Raw genomic sequence first — 21,744 nt, 5'->3', positions numbered from 1 at the left:
AAGATTCGTTCACATGCGTCGACCCGGTTGCCGGTGACGCCGCAGCGCGTCCCGCCGTGCGACCGCCGCCGCCGTGCGGACGGCGATGTTAAGAAGGGCCCCCTCCTCTACCGGAGGCGTTAAGAGGGGGCCCTTCCTTCAGCGCGCGGCGAGTGGCTGGCGGGCCGGGTCGACCGGGGCGGGCAGCTCGCCCACCCCACCGAGGTACGCGTGGATCGCCGCCGCGGCGGCGCGTCCCTCCGCGATCGCCCACACGATCAGCGACGCGCCCCGGTGCATGTCACCGGCGACGAAGACGCCGTCGGCGGCCTGCCAGTCCCCACGGGCGTCGACCGCGCCCCGGCCGTTGCGGGTCACCCCGAACTGGGCCAGCAGCGGCTGTTCCTCGGTGCCCTCGAAGCCGATGGCGAGCAGCACCAGGTCGGCCGGGATCTCCCGCTCGGAGCCGGGCAGCGGCGTGACGATGCGGCGACCGTCCACCTTCTTCACTGTCACCTCGGCGATCCGGACCGCGCGGACCTGGCCGGTGCCGTCGTCCACGAACTCCTGCACGGCGACCGCGAAGACCCGCTCGCCGCCCTCCTCGTGCGCCGGGTAGTTGCGCAGCAGCCACGGCCAGGTCGGCCACGGGTCGCGGGCCGCGTCGCGCTCCGTGGGCGGCTGCGGGTAGAGGTCGAGCTGGTGTACGCCGGCCGCGCCCTGCCGGTGCGCCACACCGAGGCAGTCCGCGGCGGTGTCGCCACCGCCGATGATCACCACGTGCTTGCCGGCGGCGTCGATCGGCGTACCGTCGGGCAGCGCGGCGAGGGCGGGCCGCCCGTCCCCGGCGGCGGCCACCACGCGGTTCGCGGCGACCAGGTGCGACATCGCCTGGTGCACGCCGCGCAGTTCCCGGCCCGGCGTCTCCGGGGTGTCCCGGCCCTGCAACGCGCCGCAGGCCAGCAGCACCGCGTCGTGCTCGGCGCGGATCTGCTCGGCGGTCACGTCGACGCCGACGTGCACACCGGTCCGGAAGCGCACGCCCTCGGCGGTGAGCTGGGCCAGCCGCTTGTCGATGTGCTGCTTCTCCAGCTTGAAGTCGGGGATGCCGTAGCGGAGCAGGCCGCCGATCGCGTCGTCGCGCTCGTACACGGTGACCGTGTGACCGGCACGGGCGAGCTGCTGCGCGGCCGCCAGCCCGGCCGGACCGGAACCGACCACCGCCACCGACCGGCCGGTCGGCGTGGAGGCGGGCCGGGGTCGCAGGCCGTCGCGGGCCACCGCCGCGTCGGCGATCTCCACCTCGACCTGCTTGATGGTGACCGGCTGCTGGCCGCCCAGGCCGAGCACGCAGGCCGCCTCGCACGGCGCCGGGCAGAGCCGGCCGGTGAACTCGGGGAAGTTGTTTGTGGCGTGCAGCGACTCCACCGCCGCGTCCCAGTTGCCGGTGCGGACCAGGTCGTTCCAGTCCGGAATCCGATTTCCAAGAGGGCACCCGGCGGTGTCGCTGTGGCAGAACGGGATGCCGCAGTCCATGCACCGGGTGGCCTGCTCGCGGATCAGCTCCTCGCCGGCCGGCGGGTACACCTCACGCCAGTCGGAGATGCGCACCGGCACCGGACGGCGGGCCGGCAGCCGCCGGTCGTAGCGGAGGAAACCGTTCGGGTCAGGCACGAGCCACCTCCTGGGCGACCACCCGGGGCGCGGGTGGCAAGGACGCGGTCGGCTGAGCCGCCGGGGCGGCTGTCGCCGCCAGTGCACTCATCACCGCGTCGTCGACGTCTCGGCCGGCGGCTTCGGCGGCCCGCATGATCTCCATGACCCGGCGGTAGTCCCGGGGCACCACGGCGGTGAACTCCTCCACCGCCTGCGGCCAGCGCTTGAGCAGGTCCTCGGCGACCGCCGAGTCCGTCTCGGCGAAGTGCCGCTGGACCAGCTCGTGCAGCCGGTCGCGTTCCTCGTCGCGCAGCGGCGACAGGTCGACCAGCTCGGCGTTGACGAGCCGCTGGTCGAGCCGGTGCACGAACGCGGTGCCACCGGACATGCCGGCGGCGAAGTTGCGCCCGGTCGGCCCGAGCACCACGACGGTGCCGCCGGTCATGTACTCGCACCCGTGGTCGCCGAGGCCCTCGACCACGGCCACGGCGCCGGAGTTGCGGACCGCGAACCGCTCGCCCACCCGGCCGCGCAGGAACACCTCGCCGCCGGTGGCGCCGTACAGGATGGTGTTCCCGGCGATGATCTGGTCCTCGGCGCGGCGGCCCGGCTCGGCGTCGACGCCGACGAACGGCGCGGCGGCGTCCGGCCGGACCACGATCCGGCCGCCGGACAGTCCCTTACCGACGTAGTCGTTGGCGTCGCCGTACAGGCGCAGCGTGACACCGCGCGGCAGGAACGCGCCGAACGACTGGCCGGCGGTGCCGCGCAGCAGGAACTCGACGGTGTCGTCGGGCAGGCCGTCGCCGCCGAAGCGGCGGGTCACCTCGCCGCCGAGCATCGCGCCGACGCTGCGGTGCTCGTTGCGGACCTCGACCTCGACCCGGACCGGGGTACGGTCGCGCAGCGCCGGACCGGCCAGCTCGATGAGCCGGTTGTCAAGCGCCGCGTCGAGGCCGTGGTCCTGGGCGCGTACGCCCCGGCGGGCCGCGCCCTCCGGCAGCTCCGGCAGGTGCAGCACGCGGCTCAGGTCGAGCCCGTGGCCCTTCCAGTGGTCGATCGCGCCGGCCACGTCGAGCAGCTCGGTGTGGCCGATCGCCTCGTCGATGCTGCGGAAGCCCAGCTCGGCCAGGTAACCACGGACCTCCTCGGCGAGGAAGAGGAAGAAGTTCTCCACGAACTCGGGGCGGCCGGTGAAGCGTTCGCGCAGCACCGGGTTCTGGGTGGCGATGCCGACCGGACAGGTGTCCAGGTGGCACACCCGCATCATCACGCAGCCCTCGACGATCAGCGGCGCGGTGGCGAAGCCGAACTCCTCGGCGCCGAGCAGCGCCGCGATCAGCACGTCCCGGCCGGTCTTGAGCTGGCCGTCGACCTGCACCGTCACCCGGTCGCGCAGCTTGTTGAGCAGCAGCGTCTGCTGCGCCTCGGCCAGGCCCAGCTCCCACGGCGTACCGGCGTGCTTGAGCGAGTTGAGCGGGGACGCGCCGGTGCCGCCGTCGTGCCCGGAGATCAGGATGACGTCGGCCTTGAGCTTGGCCACGCCCGCCGCGACGGTGCCCACGCCCACCTCGCTGACCAGCTTGACGTGCACCCGGGCGGCCGGGTTGACGCACTTCAGGTCGTGGACGAGCTGGGCCAGGTCCTCGATGGAGTAGATGTCGTGGTGCGGCGGCGGGGAGATGAGGCCGACACCCGGGGTGGCGTGCCGGGTCCGGGCGATCCACGGCCAGACCTTGTTGCCCGGCAGCTGACCACCCTCGCCGGGCTTCGCGCCCTGCGCCATCTTGATCTGGAGGTCGTCGGCGTTGACGAGGTATTCGCTGGTCACGCCGAACCGGCCGCTGGCGATCTGCTTGACCGCGGAGCGCCGCGCCGGGTCGTGCAGCCGCTCGACGTCCTCCCCGCCCTCGCCGGTGTTGGACTTGCCGCCGAGCCGGTTCATCGCGACGGCGAGCGTCTCGTGCGCCTCCGCCGAGATCGACCCGTACGACATGGCGCCGGTGGCGAACCGCTTGACGATCTCGGTGGCCGGCTCGACCTCGTCCAGCGGCACCGGCGGGCGTGCACCGGTGCGCAGCGTGAACAGCCCGCGCAGCGAGCCGGCCTGCGCGGCCAGCTCGTCGACCTTGGCGGTGTACTGCCGGAACACGTCGTACTGGCGGCTGCGGGTGGCGTGCTGGAGCAGGAAGACCGTCTCCGGGTTGAACAGGTGCAGCTCGCCCTCGCGGCGCCACTGGTACTCGCCGCCGACCTCCAGCCGGTCCGTGGCCTGCGCGCCCGGCGCCGGCCAGGCCCGCGTGTGCCGGGCCGCCACCTCGGCGTGGATCTCGTTCAGTCCGATGCCGCCGATGGTGCTCGGCGTGCCGCGGAAGTATCTGTCGACCAGGCGGGTGTCCAGGCCGACGGCCTCGAAGACCTGCGCGCCGCAGTACGACGACACGGTCGAGATGCCCATCTTGGACATGATCTTCAGGACGCCCTTGCCGAGCGCCTTGACGTAGTTGCGGACGGCCTTCACCCGGTCCACGCCGGTCAGTACGCCGGTGGAGATCATGTCCTCCACCGACTCGAAGGCCAGGTACGGGTTGACCGCCGCCGCGCCGTACCCGATCAGCACGGCCGCGTGGTGCACCTCGCGGCAGTCGCCGGACTCGACGACCAGCGCCACCTGGGTACGGGTCTGCTCGCGGACCAGGTGCTGGTGCACCGCGGCGGTGAGCAGCAGCGACGGGATCGGCGCCAGGTCGGCGTTGGAGTCCCGGTCGGAGAGCACCAGGATGCGGACGCCGTCCTCGATCGCCTCGGAGACGTGCCGGCAGATCTCGGTCAGCCGCGTCTTGATGCCGGCGCCGCCGTCGCGCAGGCGGTAGAGCCCGGAGACCCGGACCGCCTTGAAGCCGGGCAGGTCGCCGTCCTCGTCGATGGACAGGATCTTGGCCAGCTCGTCGTTGTCGATCACCGGGTACGGCAGCACGATCTGCCGGCAGCTCGCCGGGCCCGGGTCGAGCAGGTTGCCCTCCGGCCCGATGGTGGACGCCAGGCTGGTCACCAGCTCCTCCCGGATGGCGTCCAGCGGCGGGTTGGTGACCTGCGCGAAGAGCTGATGGAAGTAGTCGTAGAGCAGCCGCGGCCGGGTGGACAGCGGGGCGATCGGCGTGTCCGTGCCCATCGAGCCGATCGGCTCGGCGCCGCTGCGGGCCATCGGGCCGAGCAGGATCTTCAGCTCCTCCTCGGTGTAGCCGAACGTCTGCTGGCGGCGGCGTACCGAGTCGTGGGTGTAGACGATGTGCTCGCGCGGCGGCAGGTCGTCCAGTTCGATCAGGCCGGCGTGCAGCCACTCCTGGTACGGCTGCTCGGCCGCCAGCTCCGTCTTGATCTCGTCGTCGGAGACGATCCGGCCGTTGACGGTGTCGACGAGGAACATCTTGCCCGGCTGGAGGCGGCCCTTGGCGACCACCGTGGCCGGGTCCAGGTCGAGCACGCCCGCCTCGCTGCCGAGCACCACCAGGCCGTCGGTGGTGTGCCACCAGCGGCCCGGGCGCAGGCCGTTGCGGTCCAGCACCGCGCCGACGACCTCGCCGTCGGTGAACGCGACCGACGCCGGGCCGTCCCACGGCTCCATCAGGCTGGCGTGGAATCGGTAGAACGCGCGCTTGTCGGCGCGCATGTCCGGGTCGTTCTCCCACGCTTCGGGGATCATCATGAGCACCGCGTGCGGCAGGCTCCGCCCGGCCAGGTGCAGCAGTTCGAGCACCGCGTCGAAGTTGGCCGAGTCGGACGCGGCGGGCGTGCAGACCGGGAAGACCCGGCGGATGTTGCCGGGGATGCTCGGACTCCGGAGCAGGGCCTCGCGGGCCTGCATCCAGTTCCGGTTGCCGCGGATCGTGTTGATCTCGCCGTTGTGCGCGATGAACCGGTACGGGTGCGCCAGCGGCCAGGACGGGAACGTGTTCGTGGAGAAGCGCGAGTGCACCAGCGCGATGGCGCTGACCACCCGCTCGTCGGTCAGCTCCGGGTAGAACGCCGGGAGCTGGTCCGGGGTGAGCATGCCCTTCCACACCATGGTGCGGCCGGACAGCGACGGGAAGTACGCCGGCACGCCCCGCTCGGCGGTCTCCCGCTCGACCTGCTTGCGCAGGCAGAACGCCACCCGGTCCAGGTCGAGCCCGGTCAGCGGGGAGCCGGCCGGGCCGTCCGGCGAGCCGGTCAGCCGGTTCGCGGCCACGAACAGTTGCCGGACCCGGGGCATCGCCGCGAGCGCGGTCTCGCCCAGGCCGGACGGGTCGGTCGGCACCTCCCGCCAGCCGAGCACGTCGGCGCCCTCGACCAGCGCGTACTTGTCGATCACCTGGCGGGCGCGGGCCTCGGCCGCGTCGTCGTCGGGCAGGAACACCAGGCCGGTGGCGTACTGGCCGGCCGGGGGCAGCGGGAAGTCGACGGTGGCGCGCAGGAACGCGTCCGGCACCTGGATCATGATCCCGGCGCCGTCCCCGGTGTTGTGCTCCGCGCCCCGGGCGCCCCGGTGGTCCAGCCGGCACAGCGCCCCGAGGCCGTTCGCGACGACCTGGTGCGAGCGCCGTCCGTGCAGGTCGGCCACGAAGGCCACGCCGCAGGCGTCGTGCTCGTACGCGGGGTCGTAGAGCCCGGTCGTCTGTGGGGCCGGCTGCGGGCTGTGAGGGTACGGAAAGGCCACCGGGCCTCCTGTCGTCACTCAGGTTCGATCATGATGGGGACGACGTCGGCCCTCTGCGGTTTATTGAGTCTACGTTAGGGCTTCCGGCGCAAGGCCAGTTCAGATTGATCACACTTCCAGATGCTGGGACGTGTAGTCTCGCGCGGTGGATCTCGCACGTGCTGACACACTCGACCGGTTGGAGCGGTTCTACGACGCGGTGCCCCGCGACGGGGCCCGGACCGAGGATTACGGCGCCCTGGTGCTGTTCGTCCGGGACGGGGCGGGCTGGCCGTTCTACGCCCGGCCCCGGCTCGACGCCACCGAGGCGCCCACGCTGGCCGACGTGACGGCGGTCCGCGAACGGCAACGGGAGCTGGGCCTGCCGGAAACGTTCGAGTGGGTGCACGAGCACCAGCCCGACCTGCTGGCGGTGGCCCGCTCGGCCGGACTCAGCGTGCTGGAGGCGCCGCTGATGCTGCTGGAGCCGGAGCGGCTGCCCGAGCCGGGGATGTTCAGCGCCGTACCGGTGCGGGTGCTGGACCCCGCCGGCCCCGGCTTCGCGGCGGACATCGCGCTGCGGCGGGCCGTCGCGGCGGTCGGCTTCGCCAACGGCGGCACCGCGCGCGGCGAAGCCGGACCGGCCGAGCGGGACGCCGCCCTCGCCCAGCTGGACGTGGCCGCGCTGGAGGAGGAGGCGACCCGGGTCGCCGACGGGCGGCGCATCTCGGTGCTCGCCGAGACGCCCGACGAGGGCGCGCTCGCCAGCGGAATGGCGATGCGGGTGGACGACGTGGCGGAGATCGCCGGCGTGGCCACGCTGCCCACCGCCCGGCAGCGCGGGCTCGGCGCGGCGGTGACCGCCACCCTCGCCCGGGAGCTGCGCGCCGCCGGTACCGACCTGATCTTCCTGAGCGCCGGCAGCGAGGACATCGCCCGCGTCTACCTGCGGGTCGGGTTCCGCCGGGTGGGTACCGCCTGCATCGCCGAGCCCACCGCCGTCATCTGAGCACCCGCCCGGCCCGCGTGGTCCCCGAGCCCGCACCACCGGGGCCGGGCCGCCGAGAGGCCGGCTCGCGGCGGCACGGTCAGGACGGCGGCTGCCAGGCGGCAGCCGCCGCGGCGGCGGTGTTGCGCAGCCGCGGGCTGATCGTGCCCAGCGCGGCGTCCCGGGCGCGCAGCGCCAGCCGGCCCCGGGCCTGGAGGACCGCCGACATCCGCCGGGTCTGCCGGACCATCGTGGCCGCGCGGGGGCGGCGCAACCTGTCGTACCCGGCCACCGCGTCCGGCAGCCGCGACTCCCGCAGCAGCCCGGCCAGCGTCGCCGCGTCCTCGAACGCCAGGCAGGCGCCCTGCCCGAGGTGCGGCGGCATGGCGTGCGCGGCGTCGCCGAGCAGCACCACGCCGCCCGGGCCGGCCGGGAAGCCGTACGCCTTGGGCAGCGGGCGCAGCTCGCGGATCTCCTGCTGCACCACGTCCTCCGGGTCGGTCGCCTCCAGCAGCGTGCCGATCGGGGCGGGCCAGCCCGCGAACCAGCGTTTGAGCAGCGCGAGCTGGATCTCCGGCGGTTCCGGGCGGGGCGCGCCGGCGGCCGTGGCGACCCAGTAGACGCCGCCCCGGCGGGACGCGCCCGCCGTGCCCCGCTCGCCGAGCGAGGCGGCCAGGAAGCGGTACCCGGCACCGAGCGTCTCGCCGTGCACCGGCTGGTCGTCGGGCAGTTGCGGGGCCCGGTACCAGGGGATGACCGCCCGCCAGGCGGCGCACCCGGAACTGACCACTGCGGTCTCCGGGGCGAGGTGCCGGCGGACCTCGCTGTCCGTGCCGTCGGCGGCCACCACCAGGTCCGCCTCGTAGGTGTGCCGGCCGTCGCCCACCGCCGGGCGCTCACCCGACACCGCGCGTACGGTCCGCACCGTCACGCCGGTCCGCAGTTCGACCCGGTCGCCCAAGCCGGCGATGAGCGCGTCGTGCAGGTCCTCCCGGTGCACCACCACCGGCATCCGCTCGGCCGGCATGGACCGGGCCTGCACCAGCCAGTGGCCGTCCGGGCGGCGCACGCCGCCGTCGGGCAGCGGGGTGGCGATCGCGTCCAGCCCGTCGCCCAGTCCGAGAGCGCGCAGCGCGCGTACCCCGTTGGGCCAGAGCACCACGGCGGTCGGCTCCGGACGGACCCGGTCGGCGCGTTCCAGCAGCGTGACCTGCCAGCCCGACCGGGCCAGCACACCGGCCGCCGCCATTCCGCCGAGGCCGGCGCCGACCACCACCGCGCTGCGCATGACTCCCCCGCTCAGCTGTCCCGGTCCGCCGGGCGCCCGCCGCCGTCGGCCCGGCCGGCGTTCGTGCGCTCCGCGTCCGCCCGCTCCGGATCGGTGTCGTCGCCGTCCGCCCGGTCGGCGTTCGCGCTGTCGCCGCCGTCCGCGCCGCCCGTCGCGTCGCCGTCGGCGGCGGACTCGGCCCGCGCCGGTTCGTCGTCGGCCGGGGGCAGCACACCGGTCGTCCGGTACGCGTCGAACTGCTCCTCGCTCACCACCCGGTATCCCTCGGGCGCGGCCGGCCGGGCGGTGGCCTCCCGGGCGGAGAGGTCGACCTGGGACACGTCGCCCGCCGGGGCCGCCGCGGGGGCCGGCTCGCCCACCGGCACCAGGTATTCGCGGGGTCCGCGGACCCGGACGAAGTAGGCGAGCGCGCCGAGGAAGACCAGCGCGGCCGTCCAGACGTTGAGGCGTACGCCGAGGATCAGGTTCGCCTCGTCGGTGCGCATCAGCTCGATCCAGAACCGGCCCGCCGTGTAGCCCATCACGTAGAGCGCGAACGCCCGGCCGCGGCCGAGCCGCAGCCTGCGGTCGAGGAACAGCACCAGCGCGGCGACACCCACGTTCCAGAGCGCCTCGTAGAGGAACGTCGGGTGGTAGAGCCCGGGCTGGAGCACCGGGTTGCCGGCGTCGTCGCGCAGCGCGTGACCCGGGTTGTCCGGGTCCATGACGTGCACCTCCAGGCCCCACGGCAGCGTGGTCCGCCCGCCGTACAGCTCGTTGTTGAACCAGTTGCCCAGGCGGCCGACGGCCTGCGCCAGGGGCAGCCCCGGCGCCAGCGCGTCGGCGACGACGGCGAACGGGATGCCGAGCTGCCGCGCGGCAAGCCACGCGCCGACCGCGCCACCGGCCACCGCACCCCAGATGCCGAGGCCGCCCTCCCAGATGTAGAGCGCCTTGATCGGCTCACCACCGGCGCCGAAGTATTTCTCCGGCGAGGTGATCACGTGGTAGATCCGCGCGCCGACGATGCCCGCGGGCACGGCCCAGACGGCGATGTCCAGCACCGCGCCCGGCGCCACACCGCGCCGACGCAGCCGGTACTCGGTGACCACGCAGGCCACCACGATGCCGAGGATGATGCAGAGCGCGTACGCCCGGATCGGAACCGGACCGAGCTGCCAGACAGCGGTGCTGGGGCTGGGCATGGCCGCCAGTGGGGTCATCGGGGCGAGGGTCACGGGTGCACACGGTACCGGTGCGGACCGTGTGTGCGGCACCCCGGGCCGCCTGCCGCGCGGGTGGGATGACTTCTGGTTTGCACGGTCGTAGGCTCTTTGTCCATGAGCCCGCTCACCTGGGCTGTCGCCGCCGTCGTCACCGACGGGTCCGGCCGGCTGCTGCTGTGCCGCCGGTCCGCGGGGGCCCGCCGCTGGGGGTTGCCGGGCGGGCGGCTGCGCCACGACGAGAGCCCGGCGGACGCCGTCGTCCGGGCGGTCCGCGCGGAGACCGGCTGGGCGGTGACGCCGGCCGACCTGGTGGGCCTCTACCGGGTCACCGATCCGCAGGCGCCCGCGCCGCCGGCCGGGCGGTGCGGCGGGCGGCCGGACGTGCTGGTGCACGTGTTCCGCGCCGCGCCGGCCGGCGCCGATCCGCCGGGTGAGCCGGTGGCCGGCTGTCTGGCGGAGTGGTGGCCCGCGGACGGGCTGCCCGGCGCGCTCACCCCCACGACGCGCGCGGCGGTCGCGGACGCGCTCGCCGGGCGCTCCGGCGTGCTGCGCCGCACCACCGCCGCCGACGCGTTCACGCCACCCGGCGACGGACCGCCCGGCGACGGGCGGCCCGCCCCGCCCGGCCAGCGCGCATCCGAGCAGGCCGACAGCAGTAGCCGCTGACCACCCGCTCGCGCATGATCGGCACCAGTTCGGCGAAGTGGCGGTCCTGGCGTCCATGACCACGCCAGGTCGGCGGAATGGAGTCGATCAAGCAGGTGGCCCCGGTGCGGCCGGGGCTGGACAGCGCAGCCTCGGCGAACCGGCCGTCAGCGGGCGGGGTTGCGGACGCCGTCGGCCAACTCGGCGCTGAGCTTGCGCAGCGCGGTCAGGCCGGCCGCCTGGTCCGGAGCGTCCAGCACGCAACGGACCAGCGCGCTGCCCACGATCACCGCGTCCGCGTACCCGGCGACGGTGGCGGCCTGCGCGCCGGTGCCCACGCCCAGCCCCACGCCGACCGGGATGTCGGTGACCTCGCGCAGCCGGGAGACCAGGACCGGTGCCGCCTCGGAGGTCTGCGCGCGGGCGCCGGTGACCCCCATGATCGCGGTGGCGTAGACGAAGCCGCGGCAGTGCTCGACAGTCATCCGCAGCCGCGCGTCGGTCGAGGACGGCGAAACCAGGAACGTGCGGTCCAGGCCGTGCGCGTCGGAGGCGGCCAGCCACTCGGCGGCCTCGTCCGGGATCAGGTCGGGCGTGATCAGGCCGGTGCCACCGGCGGCGGCCATGTCGCGGGCGAACGCGTCCACGCCGTACTGCTCGATGGGGTTCCAGTAGGTCATGGTGACCACGCTCGCCCCGGTCGCGGCGACCGCCTCGACGACGCGCAGCGCGTCGGCGACGCGGACGCCGCCGGCGAGCGCGATGTCGCTCGCCTTCTGGATCACCGGGCCGTCCATCACCGGGTCGGAGTACGGGATCTCCACCTCGATGACGTCCACGCCCGCCTCGACCATGGCCTTCATGGCGGCGATGCTGCCCTCGACGGTCGGGAAGCCCGCCGGCATGCAGCCGACCAGCACCGCCCGCCCGTCCGCCCGCGCCTTGTCGAAGGCGACCCCGATGCGGCTCACGCTGTCACTCCTTGTCGAGGATGCCGAAGTACGCGCCGGCGGTGTGCACGTCCTTGTCGCCCCGGCCGGACAGGTTGACCACGATCACCGGTTCCCGGCCCAGCTCCTCGGCGAGCCGGGGGGCGATCGCACGGGCGCCGGCGAGCGCGTGTGCGCTCTCGATCGCCGGGATCACGCCCTCGGTGCGGCAGAGCAACTCGAACGCGGCCATCGCGTCGGCGTCGTCCACCGGCAGGTAGGTGGCCCGGCCGGTGTCGTGCAGCCAGGCGTGCTCCGGGCCGACGCCCGGGTAGTCCAGGCCGGCCGAGATCGAGTGCGACTCGATGGTCTGCCCGTCGGCGTCCTGGAGGACGTACGTGCGGGTGCCGTGCAGCACGCCGGACGAGCCGCCGGTGATGCTGGCGGCGTGCCGGCCGGTGCCGACACCCTCACCGCCGGCCTCGAAGCCGTAGAGCCGGACCCCGGCGTCGGGCACGAACGCGTGGAAGATGCCCAGCGCGTTGGAGCCGCCGCCGACGCAGGCCGCCACCGCGTCCGGCAGCGCGCCGGTCAGGTCCAGGCACTGCCGGCGCGCCTCCTCGCCGATGCCGCGCACGAAGTCGCGGACCATCTCCGGGAACGGGTGCGGTCCGGCGGCGGTGCCGATCAGGTAGTGGGTGTCCTCGACGTTGGCGACCCAGTCCCGCATCGCCTCGTTCATCGCGTCCTTGAGCGTGCGCGAGCCGGTCGTCACCGGGACGACTGTGGCGCCGAGCATCCGCATCCGGGCCACGTTCAGCGCCTGCCGCTCGGTGTCCACCTGGCCCATGTAGACGACGCATTCCAGGTCGAACAGGGCGGCGGCGGTGGCGGTGGCGACGCCGTGCTGACCGGCGCCGGTCTCCGCGATGACCCGCCGCTTGCCCATCCGCTTGGTGAGCAGCGCCTGGCCCAGCACGTTGCGGACCTTGTGCGCGCCGGTGTGGTTGAGGTCCTCCCGCTTGAGCAGGATCCGCGCGCCGACCCGCGCGGAGAACCGCCGGGCCTCGTAGAGCAGCGAGGGCGTACCGGCGTAGTCGCGCAGCAGCGCGTCGAACTCGGCGAGGAAGTCCTCGTCGCCCATCGCCTTCCGGTACGCCGCGTCCAGCTCGTCGAGCGCGGCGACGAGCGCCTCGGGGACGAACCGGCCGCCGAACCGGCCGAAGTGACCGGCGGCGTCGGGAACCTGGCCGGTTGCGGGTGCGGCGCTCATCGCGGGCGTCCTCTCGGATCGGGTGCCCGGCGGCTCAGCGCACCGGGCGGGGCGTGGCCGGGTGGTTACCGGCGTTGACCAGCTCGGCGACCGCTTCGCGCGGGCTCTTCTGGGTGACCAGGCCCTCGCCCACCAGCACGGCGTCGGCGCCGGCGGAGGCGTACCGGATCAGGTCGTGCGGACCGCGCACCCCGGACTCGGCGATCTTGACGACGCTGCTCGGCAGGCCCGGCGCGATCCGCTCGAACACCGAACGGTCGACCTCCAGGGTACGCAGGTCGCGGGCGTTCACGCCGATCACCTGCGCACCGGCCTCCAGGGCGCGGTCCGCCTCCTCCTCGGTGTGCACCTCGACCAGCGCGGTCATGCCGAGGGACTCGATCCGCTCCAGCAGCCCGACCAGCGCGTTCTGCTCCAGCGCGGCCACGATCAGCAGCACCAGGTCGGCGCCGTGCGCGCGGGCCTCGTGCACCTGGTAGCTGGAGACCACGAAGTCCTTGCGCAGCACCGGCACGTTCACCGCGGCCCGCACCGCGGCGAGGTCGTCGAGCGACCCGCCGAACCAGCGGCCCTCGGTCAGCACGCTGATCGCCCGCGCGCCACCTGCCGCGTAGTCCCCGGCCAGGTCGGCCGGGTCGGCGATCTCGGCCAGCCGTCCCCTGGACGGCGACGAGCGCTTCACCTCGGCGATCACCGCGACGCCGGGGCGGCGCAGGGCCGCGTACGCGTCGAGCGGTGGCGGCGCGGCAGCGGCCAGTTCCCGGATCCGCTCCAGCGGAACCTGCTCCTGGCGCCGGGCGACGTCCTCCCGCACGCCGGCCAGGATCTCGTCGAGCACCCCTGCGGACGGCGCCGCTCCGGCGTCGTCCCCCTCCTCGTGCGCATGCTCAGCAGTCACCAACGGACTCCCCTCTCCGGGCGTCATGGGCCGATGCTAGGGGGCGCCACCTGGCGACGAGTGCCGGGGGGTATGGCGCACCTCACGACATGGGCTGTGGCATGATGGCCGACTTCCGGTGAACGCCATGTCACGCAGCGCCACCGCTGGCATCGACCGTCACCCATCCCCTATCTCACCACGATCGTTCCGGGCCCGCAGGACGGGTTCCGGGCGACCGCTGTGACCAAGCTCAAGGACCTCCGGCCCTGCCCAGGTCGCCCCCGGTGCGACAGCGTTGACCTGTGCTTCACTGCGGCGAAACGTCCGCCCGGGAGCATCGTCGTCGGGCACACTCGACGCCGGCGGCTGCCGACCGTCGCCAACGATCTCGGATGGGGTGACCATGAGCGCCAACGGGCCGACCCAGACCATCGGCTTGACCACCATCTCCCGCACCGTCGCCTCGCTCGCCGTCGGCGTGGTGCACACGCTCGAACGCGCGGCGGCCGGTGACGGCCGGATGCGTACCGCCCGGGGCAACGCCTGGGAGGCGGTCTGCGCCGACCGGGCCCGCGCCGCGCAGCGCCGCGAGCTGGAGCGGCTGGTGGCGGAGCTGGCCGCCGCACGGGCCGCGGCCCGGCAGCGGCGCGACGCCCGCGAGGCGCAGCCGGTCAGCTGACCGTCGGGTCCTCGCCCCGGTCCAGCGCGTCCCACGCGTCCCGGGTGCCACGCTCGACCGCCGGCCGGCCGGGCTCGTCCGCCGGGTCGGACCGCCGCTCGTACCGGGCACCCATCGCCGGCCAGCCGTCGCCACGCAGCGCGGTGAACGCGCCGCCGGCCGCCAGGGCCAGGCCCCCGGCCAGCACCAGCGCCGGCCACCGGAGACTCACCCCGGCCTCGGTCAGGCCGATCCCGCCGCCGGCCGCCACCGCCACGCCGACGCCCGCCAGCAGCACACCCAGCAGCCGGCGCAGCCGGCCCCGGGTGGCGAGCACCGCGCCACCGCCGGCGAGTCCCACGTAGGTCAGCGCCAGCACCCAGGGCAGCAGCTCCGTGCCGGTGCGCTCGGCCCGTCCGGACGGCAGCGACCCCCGCGCGGTCACCTCGACCGCCCAGGTCCGGGTCACCGCCCAGCCGGCCAGGCCCGCGCCGGCCAGGCAGAGCAGCACCGCGTACGCGAGTCCGCGCCGGCCGCGGGCGGCCGGCGCGGTGGTGCCGGGCGCGCTCACCGGGCCGCCCGCAGCGTCTCGGCGGCCGCGATGGCGGCGAGGACGGCGGCGGCCTTGCTGCGCGTCTCCTGGTCCTCGGCGGCGGGGTCGGAATCGGCCACGATCCCGGCGCCGGCCTGCACGTAGGCGCGGCCGTCGCGGATCAGCGCGGTCCGGATCGCGATGGCCATGTCCAGGTCGCCGCCGAACGCGAAGTAGCCGACGGTGCCACCGTAGACACCGCGCCGCACCGGCTCCAGCTCCTCGATGATCTCCATGGCGCGCACCTTGGGCGCACCGCTGAGCGTCCCGGCCGGGAACGTCGCGGCCAGCGCGTCGAACGCGGTGCGGTCGTCGCGCAGCTCCCCGACGACTGTGGAGACGATGTGCATGACGTGGCTGTAGCGCTCGATGGTGGCGAACTCGGGCACCTCGACGGTGCCCGGCCGGCACACCCGGCCCAGGTCGTTGCGGCCCAGGTCGACGAGCATCACGTGCTCGGCGCGTTCCTTCGGGTCGGCGAGCAGCTCGGTGGCGAGCTTGGCGTCGCCGTCCGGGGAGCCGCCACGCGGACGGGTGCCGGCGATCGGGTGCAGCAGCGCCCGCCGCCGCCCGTCCGGCCCGGCGCTGACCTTGAGGTGCGCCTCCGGTGACGAGCCGACGATGTCGAAGCCGTCGAAGCGCAGCAGGTACATGTACGGGCTGGGGTTCGTGGTGCGCAGCACCCGGTAGACGTCGAGCGGGTCGGCGTCGGTGGGGCGCTCGAAGCGCTGGCTGAGCACGATCTGGAAGCACTCGCCGGCCCGGATCGCCTCCTTGGCCGCCTCCACCGCCTCCGGGTAGCCGCCCTCGGGGGTGCGGCTGACCACCTCGCCGACGCCGGGGCGCCCGACGGTCGAGACCATGGGCGGAATCGGCCGGGACAGCGCTGTGGTCATCGCGTCGAGGCGCCCGACGGCGTGGTGGTACGCGGCCTCGACCCACTGCGCCCGGCCGCTGTCGTCGAGCGGCGGCAGCACCGCGTTGGCGACCAGGATCGCGGAGCCCTCGTAGTGGTCGAGGACCACCAGGTCGGTCGCGAGCATCATGCCCAGCTCGGGCACGTCCAGCTCGTCCCCGGTCAGCTCGGGCAGGCGCTCGAAGCGGCGGACCAGGTCGTAGGCGAGGTAGCCGACCAGGCCGCCGGTCAGCGGCGGCATGTCACCGGCCGGATCCCAGCCCGGCCCGGCGAGCGCGGCGACGGTCTCGCGGAGCACGGTGACCGGGTCGCCGCCGGTGGGCACGCCCGCCGGTGGTGTGCCGGTCCAGCTCGCCGCGCCGTCGCGCTCGGTGAGCGTGGCGCTGCTGCGGACGCCGATGAACGAGTAGCGCGACCAGGTGGTGCCGGCCGAGCCGACGCCCTGCTCGGCGGACTCCAGCAGGAACGAGCCGGGACCGCCGGCCAGCTTGCGGTAGACCCCGACCGGCGTCTCCGCGTCGGCGAGCAGCCGCCGGGTCACCGGCACGACCCGCCAGCGGGCGGCCAGGTCGGCGAAGGTGGACCGGTCCGGGCTGACCGCGCCGTCGGTCACGGGGTCACCTCCGGCGAGCTGACCGGCAGGTCGGTGAAGAAGCAGGTGCGCTGCCCGGTGTGGCAGGCGGCGCCGACCTGCTCGACGCCGACCAGCAACGCGTCGCCGTCGCAGTCGAGGGCCACCGAGCGCACGTACTGGTGGTTGCCCGAGGTGGCGCCCTTGACCCAGTACTCGCCGCGGCTGCGCGACCAGTAGGTGGCCCGCCCGGTGGTGAGCGTGCGGTGCAGCGCCTCGTCGTCCATCCAGGCGACCATCAGCACCTCGCCCGAGTCGTGGGCGCGGACCACGGCGGCGACGAGGCCGTCCGGGGTCCGGCGGAGCTTGGCCGCGATGGCCGGGTCGAGCCGGGACGGACGGGCCGGGCCGGGAGCGGGGGCGCCGGTCAGCGGCGCGTCAGGGGCGGGCACGGTTGACCATTCTCCCGCACGCGGCCCGGGCACCGCCGACGTGTCCCGGGAGGCGGGCGGCACCGTCCGCAGCACCCGGCCCAACTCGCCGAGGTAGCGGTCCACCCGGCCGTCGACCAGCGCCTCGGCCAGGTCCGCGCCGTGGGTGGCGGCGATCTCGTCCGCGTACGGGCGGATCAGCGGGAGGATGCCGGTGACCAGCCGTCCGGCGGCGGCGCCGACAGCGGCCGGGTCACCGGCGCGCAGCCCGAGGCAGAGCAGCATGTCGTGGCGGTAGCCGGGCGGGGCGACCGGCAGGTCCAGCGCGGCGGTCAGGGCGGCCCGGCGGGACACCACGCGTACCGACGGATTGGCCGGCCGCAGCACCGAGGGGCAGAGCCGGGCCAGGTCGGCCGCGGCGAGCCGGACCCCGACCGGGTCGTCGGCCACGCGGGCGGCGGCGACCTTGCCGAGCGTCGCGACCAGTTCCTCCAGGCGCGGCTCGTCGGCGGGCTGGCAGAGCACCGGCAGGTCGATCCGGCGGCGCCATTCCGGTACGGCCCACAGCAGCCGGGCGGGCGCGGTGACCGGGAGCCCGAACGCCCAGTCGGCGGGCTGGCCGAGGCGGCGTACCCAGGAGCGGACGTCGCGGGCCGCCACCGACACGTGCACGAGGCGACCACCGTACTCGGTCAGGTACGCCCGCCGGGCCGCGTACGGCGTGCCGCGGCGGGACGTGGCCGGCCGGATCCCCGGGCCGGCCGTCCGCCCGTCGTCGGCGACCACGAGCACGTCCACGTCCACGTCGCTGTGCTCGGTGGCGGCCCGCCGGGCGTGACTGCCGCGCAGCATGATCCCGACGACCGGCCGGTCGGCGGCCTGCCGCAGGCGGGCGGCCCAGTCGTCGAGGAATGCGGTGTCGGGCAACTGCGCTGGACCCACGGCGTCATGGTGCCCAAATCCGATCTTCACCGCAATGACCGTTGCCGGACCCGGTGTCCGGCGCTGGGGCGTTCAGGCTGATTCCTCCTCGGCCCGGCGGTAAGCGTCGATCTTGTGTTCGAGGATCTTCAGGTCCTCCTCCAGCTCGGCCATCCGGGCCAGTACGCGGGCCCGGTGCGCCTCGAACAGTGCCCGTCGCGCGCCGAGTGTGCTGTCGCCGTACCGGGCCAGTTCGGCGTAGCGGCGCATGTCGCGCACCGGCATCCCGGTGCGGCGCAGCCGGGTGAGCAGGAACAGCCAGTTGACGTCGGACTCGGTGTAGCGCCGGCGGCCCGACGAGTCCCGCCCGACGCGACCCACCAGGCCCTCCTGCTCGTACCAGCGCAGCGTGTAGGTGGTCAGGCCGACCCGTTCGGCCGCCTCACCCACGGTGAGGCTCGTCTCCCGCGTGCTGATGTCCACGCTCTCCAGGCTTCCAGTTCGAGCGCACTCGAAGTCAAGTCCCCGTTGCCGGGCGGACACAATTCACCTACCGTTGAGTTCAACGCATGGTGAATTGACGGAGGCGAGCATGGACGACGCGGTGTCGGTCCGCGAGCTGGTGGTCGACCGGGGCGGGCGGCGGGTGCTGCACGGCATCAGCTGCGGGGTGCCCCGGGGCACGGTGACCGGGCTGCTCGGGCCCAGCGGCAGCGGCAAGACCACGCTGATGCGCGCGGTGGTCGGCGTGCAGACGGTCGGTTCCGGCGCCGTCGACGTGCTCGGCCGCCCCGCCGGCTCGGCCGATCTGCGCCGCCGGGTGGGTTACCTCACCCAGGCGCCGAGCGTCTACGCCGACCTGACGGTGCGGGAGAACGCCCGCTACTTCGCGGTGCTCCAGGGCCGGGGCCGCGCCGAGGCCGACCGCGCGGTGGCCGATGTCGGCCTGGCGACCGCCGCCGACCAGCTCGTCGGCACGCTCTCCGGTGGCCAGCGCAGCCGCGCCTCGCTCGCCTGCGCACTCGTCGGCGAACCCGAACTGGTGGTCCTCGACGAACCCACCGTCGGGCAGGACCCGGTGCTGCGGGCCGACCTGTGGGCCCGGTTCCACGCCATGGCCGCGAACGGCACCACGCTGCTGGTCTCCAGCCACGTGATGGACGAGGCCGCCCGCTGCGACCGGCTGCTGCTCATCCGCGAGGGCCGCCTGGTCGCCGACGACACCCCGGCCGCGGTCCGCGCCGCCACCGGGACCGACGACCTGGAGGAGGCGTTCCTGCGCCTGATCCGCGACGCCGAGGGGGAGACGCGATGAACGGACGGATCCTGGCCGCCACCACCGGGCGCATCCTGCGCCAGCTCCGCCACGACCGGCGGACCGTGGCGCTGCTCGTGGTGGTGCCGTCGGTGCTGCTCACGCTCGTCTACTTCATGTACGTCGACCAGCCCGCCCCGCCCGGCGGGCCCAGCACGTTCGACCGGGTGGCCCTGATCATGCTGGGCTTCTTCCCGTTCATCATCATGTTCCTGGTGACCAGCATCGCCATGCTCCGCGAGCGCACCACGGGCACCCTGGAGCGCCTGCTCACCACGCCGCTGGGCAAGCTCGACCTGCTGTTCGGGTACGGCATCGCGTTCGGCCTGGCCGGGGTGCTCCAGTCCACCGTCTCCTCGGTCGTCGCGTACCGGGTGTTCGGCCTGGAGACCGCGGGCAGCGCCTGGCTGGTCGTGCTGATCGCCGGGGTGAACGCGGTGCTCGCGGTGGCGCTCGGGCTGTTCTGCTCGGCGTTCGCCCGCACCGAGTTCCAGGCGGTCCAGTTCATGCCGGTGGTGGTGGCCCCGCAACTGCTGCTGTGCGGCCTGTTCGTGCCGCGCGACCAGATGGCCGGCTGGCTCCAGGCGGTCAGCGACGCGCTGCCGCTGTCGTACGCGGTCGAGGCGTTGCAGGAGGTCGGCGCGCACGCCGAACCGACCGCGACCATGTGGCGCGACGTGGCGATCGTGGCCGGGGCGGCGGTGGCGGCACTGGTGCTGGCCGCGGCGACGCTGCGCCGGCGCAGCGGGTGAACGCGCGGCGCACCGGGCGGCGGCCCGGCAGCCCGGACACCCGCGAGGCCATCCTCGCCGCGGCGCGGGAGGCGTTCGCCGAGCGTGGCTACGACGCCGCCTCGATCCGGGCGATCGCCGCCGCGGCCGGCGTGGACCCGGCGCTCGTGCACCACTACTTCGGCGGCAAGGAGGAGCTGTTCCGGGCCGCGACGGCGTTCCCGGCGGACCCGGGACGGCTGCTGCCGGCGGTCCTCGCCGGCGGCCCGGACGCGGCCGGCGAGCGGATGGTCCGGGTGTTCCTGGAGGTCTGGGACTCCCCCACCGGCACGGCAGCGGTGGCGCTGCTGCGCTCGGCGGTCAGTAACGAGTGGACCGCCCGGCTGCTGCGCGAGTTCCTGGTCACGCAGGTGCTGCGCCGGGTGCTCGACCAGCTCGACATCGACCCGGGGCAGCGCGCGCTGCGCGGCGGCCTGGTCGCCACGCAGCTCGCCGGGCTGGCCATGATGCGGTACGTGCTCCGCCTCGACGCGGTCGCCGCCGCCGAGCCGGCGACGCTGGTGGCCGCCATCGGCCCGACGGTGCAGCGTTACCTCACCGGCGACATCACCTGAGCCGTCGCGGGCCCGGAGCGTCACCGGCCCCGGCGACTCGCGGCGACCCGTTCAGGCGGCGGCCCGGGGGCAGAGCATCGGGTGCAGCAGGTGGGACAGCTCCGCCACGTCGGCGACGGGCCGGGGGAAGGCGAGTCGGGCCCGCCGGGTCGCGCCGGGCCGCCCGTGCGCGACCAGCAGACCGTACCTGTCGATCCGGACCACCCGCGGGATCTGGTCGCCGGGCAGGTCCAGCCGCCGCCGCAGGTAGTCGCCGACCTGCTCGGCGTGGTGGTCGGCCAGGTCCGCCAGCAGGTCGGCCTCGACCGGGTGCAGCGGGTCCGGCTCGGCCTCCGCGTACGCCTCGGGGTCGATCCGGCGCACGCGCCCGGCGCGCTCCCAGCGGGCCTCGGCCACCTCGAAGCGGTGCAGGTGGAACCGCCTGCCCACGTCGAGCAGGTCGCCGGCCGGGTCGGTGGCGGCGAAGTCGACTGCGGCGTCGCGCCCCTCGTCCCTGTCCAGCCGCTCGGCCCAACCGGACACCCAGGCCCGGCCGAGCGAGGGCGCCCCGGCCGCCGGCGGCAGGTCGAGCACGTCGAGCACTGTCGCCACGTCGGTGTCGTCAGCCGGCGGAACGAGCGCCGCGGCGAGGTCACTGACCACCGGTACGAGCAGCAGCACCCGCCCGTCCGGGTCGACGGCGTGCCGGACCTGGTGCGGGCCGGGATGCCGGGCCAGGTGGACGAGGGCGGGCAACCGGCCCGCGACCAGGGTTCGCACGATCTCCGCCGGGCTGGGCCGCATGATCCCGTCCTCCTCAATGTAGGTTAGGCTTACCTAAGTGTCAGGTTAGACGATCGGAGACGTCCCCGTGAACCACCCCCGGCCCAAGGCCCGGCTCTCCCGCGCCCTCGGAATCCCGCTCACCCGCAAGTGCGTGCGGTACTTCGAGCGGCGCCCCTATCCCCCGGGCGTGCACGGCCGGTCCCGCCGCACCACCTCCGACTACCAGGTGCGGCTGCTGGAGAAGCAGCGGCTGCGCCACCAGTACCACATCAGCGAGGCCCAGCTGCGCCGGCTGTTCGACGAGGCCGCCCGCGGTGCCGGCAAGACCGGCGAGACGCTCGTCGCGCTGCTGGAGCGGCGCCTCGACGCGGTGGTGCTGCGGGCCGGCCTGGCGCGCAGCATCTACCAGGCCCGCCAGCTCGTCGCGCACGGCCACATCACCGTCGACGGGCGCAAGGTGGACCGGCCGTCGTACCGGCTGCGCCCCGGCCAGGTGGTCGGCGTACGCGAGCGCAGCCGCGCGCTGCCACCGTTCCAGCTCGCCGCCGCCGGCGCGCACGCCGACGCGCACCCCCGGCCGTACCTGTCGACGCAGCCGGGCGAGCTGCGCGCCACGCTGGTACGCGAACCGGCCCGACACGAGGTGCCGGTGATCTGCGACGAGCAGCTGGTGGTGGAGTTCTACTCCCGCTGACCGCCGCTTGCGAGCAGA

Annotated in this window: 19 protein-coding genes and 1 pseudogene; 7 read left to right on the top strand and 13 right to left on the bottom strand. The window is 74.7% G+C overall.

The genetic code is table 11. The features are described 5' to 3' along the window. Positions 1-138 precede the first annotated feature (138 nt). Together GA0070215_RS12420 and gltB are read right to left on the bottom strand one after the other, a co-directional pair. On the bottom strand, positions 139-1,653 hold the full coding sequence (locus tag GA0070215_RS12420) for a glutamate synthase subunit beta (RefSeq protein WP_091045414.1): 1,515 nt from the start codon (positions 1,651-1,653) through the stop codon (positions 139-141). Further along, entirely contained in the window at positions 1,646-6,331 is a 4,686-nt protein-coding gene (gene gltB / locus GA0070215_RS12415) for a glutamate synthase large subunit (RefSeq protein ID WP_091045411.1), read from the bottom strand. The genes GA0070215_RS12420 and gltB overlap by 8 nt, the downstream gene beginning before the upstream one ends. Before the next feature lie 145 nt (positions 6,332-6,476). Between gltB and GA0070215_RS12410 the strand changes: the two genes are divergently transcribed. Further along, positions 6,477-7,319, top strand: a complete 843-nt coding sequence (locus tag GA0070215_RS12410) for a GNAT family N-acetyltransferase (RefSeq protein WP_091045407.1) — start codon at positions 6,477-6,479, stop codon at positions 7,317-7,319. A 79-nt stretch (positions 7,320-7,398) separates the two neighbouring features. On the opposite strand, the gene GA0070215_RS12405 is transcribed toward GA0070215_RS12410, so the two are convergent. Then, complete coding sequence (locus GA0070215_RS12405) at positions 7,399-8,586, bottom strand: FAD-dependent oxidoreductase (RefSeq protein ID WP_091045404.1); 1,188 nt, start codon at positions 8,584-8,586, stop codon at positions 7,399-7,401. A gap of 11 nt (positions 8,587-8,597) precedes the next feature. Next, entirely contained in the window at positions 8,598-9,803 is a 1,206-nt protein-coding gene (lgt, locus tag GA0070215_RS12400; RefSeq protein ID WP_091045401.1) for a prolipoprotein diacylglyceryl transferase, read from the bottom strand. A gap of 102 nt (positions 9,804-9,905) precedes the next feature. Here lgt and GA0070215_RS12395 point away from each other — a divergent pair, with 102 nt between their 5' ends. Continuing rightward, positions 9,906-10,457, top strand: a complete 552-nt coding sequence (locus GA0070215_RS12395; protein WP_018785207.1) for an NUDIX hydrolase — start codon at positions 9,906-9,908, stop codon at positions 10,455-10,457. 146 nt (positions 10,458-10,603) lie between these two features. Here GA0070215_RS12395 and trpA read toward each other — a convergent pair whose 3' ends face one another. From trpA to trpC, 3 genes are read right to left on the bottom strand one after another with little or no spacing between them, the layout of a single operon-like run. Continuing rightward, positions 10,604-11,407: a tryptophan synthase subunit alpha gene (gene trpA / locus GA0070215_RS12390; RefSeq protein WP_018785208.1), complete on the bottom strand. Its 804-nt coding sequence runs from the start codon at positions 11,405-11,407 to the stop codon at positions 10,604-10,606. Positions 11,408-11,411: 4 nt separating this feature from the next. After that, positions 11,412-12,638 carry a tryptophan synthase subunit beta gene (gene trpB, locus GA0070215_RS12385; RefSeq protein ID WP_091045399.1) on the bottom strand — a complete coding sequence of 409 codons (1,227 nt, stop codon included), beginning with the start codon at positions 12,636-12,638 and terminating at the stop codon, positions 11,412-11,414. A gap of 34 nt (positions 12,639-12,672) precedes the next feature. Beyond that, on the bottom strand, positions 12,673-13,476 hold the full coding sequence (trpC, locus tag GA0070215_RS12380; RefSeq protein ID WP_208600337.1) for an indole-3-glycerol phosphate synthase TrpC: 804 nt from the start codon (positions 13,474-13,476) through the stop codon (positions 12,673-12,675). 445 nt (positions 13,477-13,921) lie between these two features. On the opposite strand from trpC, the gene GA0070215_RS12375 reads away from it, so the two are divergent. Next, on the top strand, positions 13,922-14,197 hold the full coding sequence (locus GA0070215_RS12375) for a hypothetical protein (protein WP_026267833.1): 276 nt from the start codon (positions 13,922-13,924) through the stop codon (positions 14,195-14,197). Here the strand turns inward: GA0070215_RS12375 and GA0070215_RS12370 are convergent. The 5 genes and pseudogenes from GA0070215_RS12370 to GA0070215_RS12355 all read right to left on the bottom strand — a co-directional run bounded on the left by GA0070215_RS12370 (position 14,190) and on the right by GA0070215_RS12355 (position 18,090). Beyond that, on the bottom strand, positions 14,190-14,747 hold the full coding sequence (locus GA0070215_RS12370) for a Trp biosynthesis-associated membrane protein (protein ID WP_091045396.1): 558 nt from the start codon (positions 14,745-14,747) through the stop codon (positions 14,190-14,192). The genes GA0070215_RS12375 and GA0070215_RS12370 overlap by 8 nt on opposite strands. Further along, entirely contained in the window at positions 14,744-16,297 is a 1,554-nt protein-coding gene (locus GA0070215_RS12365; protein WP_091045393.1) for an anthranilate synthase component I, read from the bottom strand. The genes GA0070215_RS12370 and GA0070215_RS12365 overlap by 4 nt, the downstream gene beginning before the upstream one ends. Then, positions 16,294-16,707: a phosphoribosyl-AMP cyclohydrolase gene (hisI, locus tag GA0070215_RS29010; RefSeq protein ID WP_026267834.1), complete on the bottom strand. Its 414-nt coding sequence runs from the start codon at positions 16,705-16,707 to the stop codon at positions 16,294-16,296. The genes GA0070215_RS12365 and hisI overlap by 4 nt, the downstream gene beginning before the upstream one ends. A gap of 195 nt (positions 16,708-16,902) precedes the next feature. After that, positions 16,903-17,538: pseudogene (locus GA0070215_RS29005) on the bottom strand (phosphoribosyl-AMP cyclohydrolase); the annotation flags it as partial. Between the two features lie 162 nt (positions 17,539-17,700). Beyond that, complete coding sequence (locus GA0070215_RS12355) at positions 17,701-18,090, bottom strand: MerR family transcriptional regulator (RefSeq protein ID WP_018785215.1); 390 nt, start codon at positions 18,088-18,090, stop codon at positions 17,701-17,703. 109 nt (positions 18,091-18,199) lie between these two features. Between GA0070215_RS12355 and GA0070215_RS12350 the strand changes: the two genes are divergently transcribed. The 3 genes from GA0070215_RS12350 to GA0070215_RS12340 are packed head-to-tail and all read left to right on the top strand — an operon-like array spanning position 18,200 to position 20,267. Beyond that, the gene (locus tag GA0070215_RS12350; protein WP_091045390.1) at positions 18,200-18,922 is read left to right on the top strand and encodes an ABC transporter ATP-binding protein; all 723 of its coding nucleotides are present in this window, start codon (positions 18,200-18,202) and stop codon (positions 18,920-18,922) included. Then, entirely contained in the window at positions 18,919-19,674 is a 756-nt protein-coding gene (locus tag GA0070215_RS12345; protein ID WP_018785217.1) for an ABC transporter permease, read from the top strand. Before GA0070215_RS12350 ends, GA0070215_RS12345 begins: the two co-directional genes overlap by 4 nt. Next, positions 19,671-20,267: a TetR/AcrR family transcriptional regulator gene (locus tag GA0070215_RS12340; RefSeq protein ID WP_018785218.1), complete on the top strand. Its 597-nt coding sequence runs from the start codon at positions 19,671-19,673 to the stop codon at positions 20,265-20,267. Before GA0070215_RS12345 ends, GA0070215_RS12340 begins: the two co-directional genes overlap by 4 nt. 51 nt (positions 20,268-20,318) lie before the next feature. On the opposite strand, the gene GA0070215_RS12335 is transcribed toward GA0070215_RS12340, so the two are convergent. Continuing rightward, entirely contained in the window at positions 20,319-21,050 is a 732-nt protein-coding gene (locus GA0070215_RS12335) for a DUF2470 domain-containing protein (protein WP_091045387.1), read from the bottom strand. A gap of 67 nt (positions 21,051-21,117) precedes the next feature. On the opposite strand from GA0070215_RS12335, the gene rpsD reads away from it, so the two are divergent. Next, positions 21,118-21,726: a 30S ribosomal protein S4 gene (gene rpsD / locus GA0070215_RS12330; RefSeq protein ID WP_091045385.1), complete on the top strand. Its 609-nt coding sequence runs from the start codon at positions 21,118-21,120 to the stop codon at positions 21,724-21,726. Positions 21,727-21,744: the final 18 nt, after the last annotated feature.

This window comes from Micromonospora marina, from assembly GCF_900091565.1.
Classification (GTDB): Bacteria; Actinomycetota; Actinomycetes; order Mycobacteriales; family Micromonosporaceae; genus Micromonospora; species Micromonospora marina.
This window is presented reverse-complemented; position numbering and strand designations above follow the sequence as displayed.

Coding starts and splice junctions, on each gene's coding strand:
- GA0070215_RS12405 (WP_091045404.1), bottom strand. CDS start 8,586: ATGCGCAGCGCGGTGGTGGTCGGCGCCGGCCTCGGCGGAATGGCGGCG.
- GA0070215_RS12395 (WP_018785207.1), top strand. CDS start 9,906: ATGAGCCCGCTCACCTGGGCTGTCGCCGCCGTCGTCACCGACGGGTCC.
- trpB (WP_091045399.1), bottom strand. CDS start 12,638: ATGAGCGCCGCACCCGCAACCGGCCAGGTTCCCGACGCCGCCGGTCAC.
- GA0070215_RS12375 (WP_026267833.1), top strand. CDS start 13,922: ATGAGCGCCAACGGGCCGACCCAGACCATCGGCTTGACCACCATCTCC.
- GA0070215_RS12350 (WP_091045390.1), top strand. CDS start 18,200: ATGGACGACGCGGTGTCGGTCCGCGAGCTGGTGGTCGACCGGGGCGGG.
- GA0070215_RS12345 (WP_018785217.1), top strand. CDS start 18,919: ATGAACGGACGGATCCTGGCCGCCACCACCGGGCGCATCCTGCGCCAG.
- GA0070215_RS12335 (WP_091045387.1), bottom strand. CDS start 21,050: ATGCGGCCCAGCCCGGCGGAGATCGTGCGAACCCTGGTCGCGGGCCGG.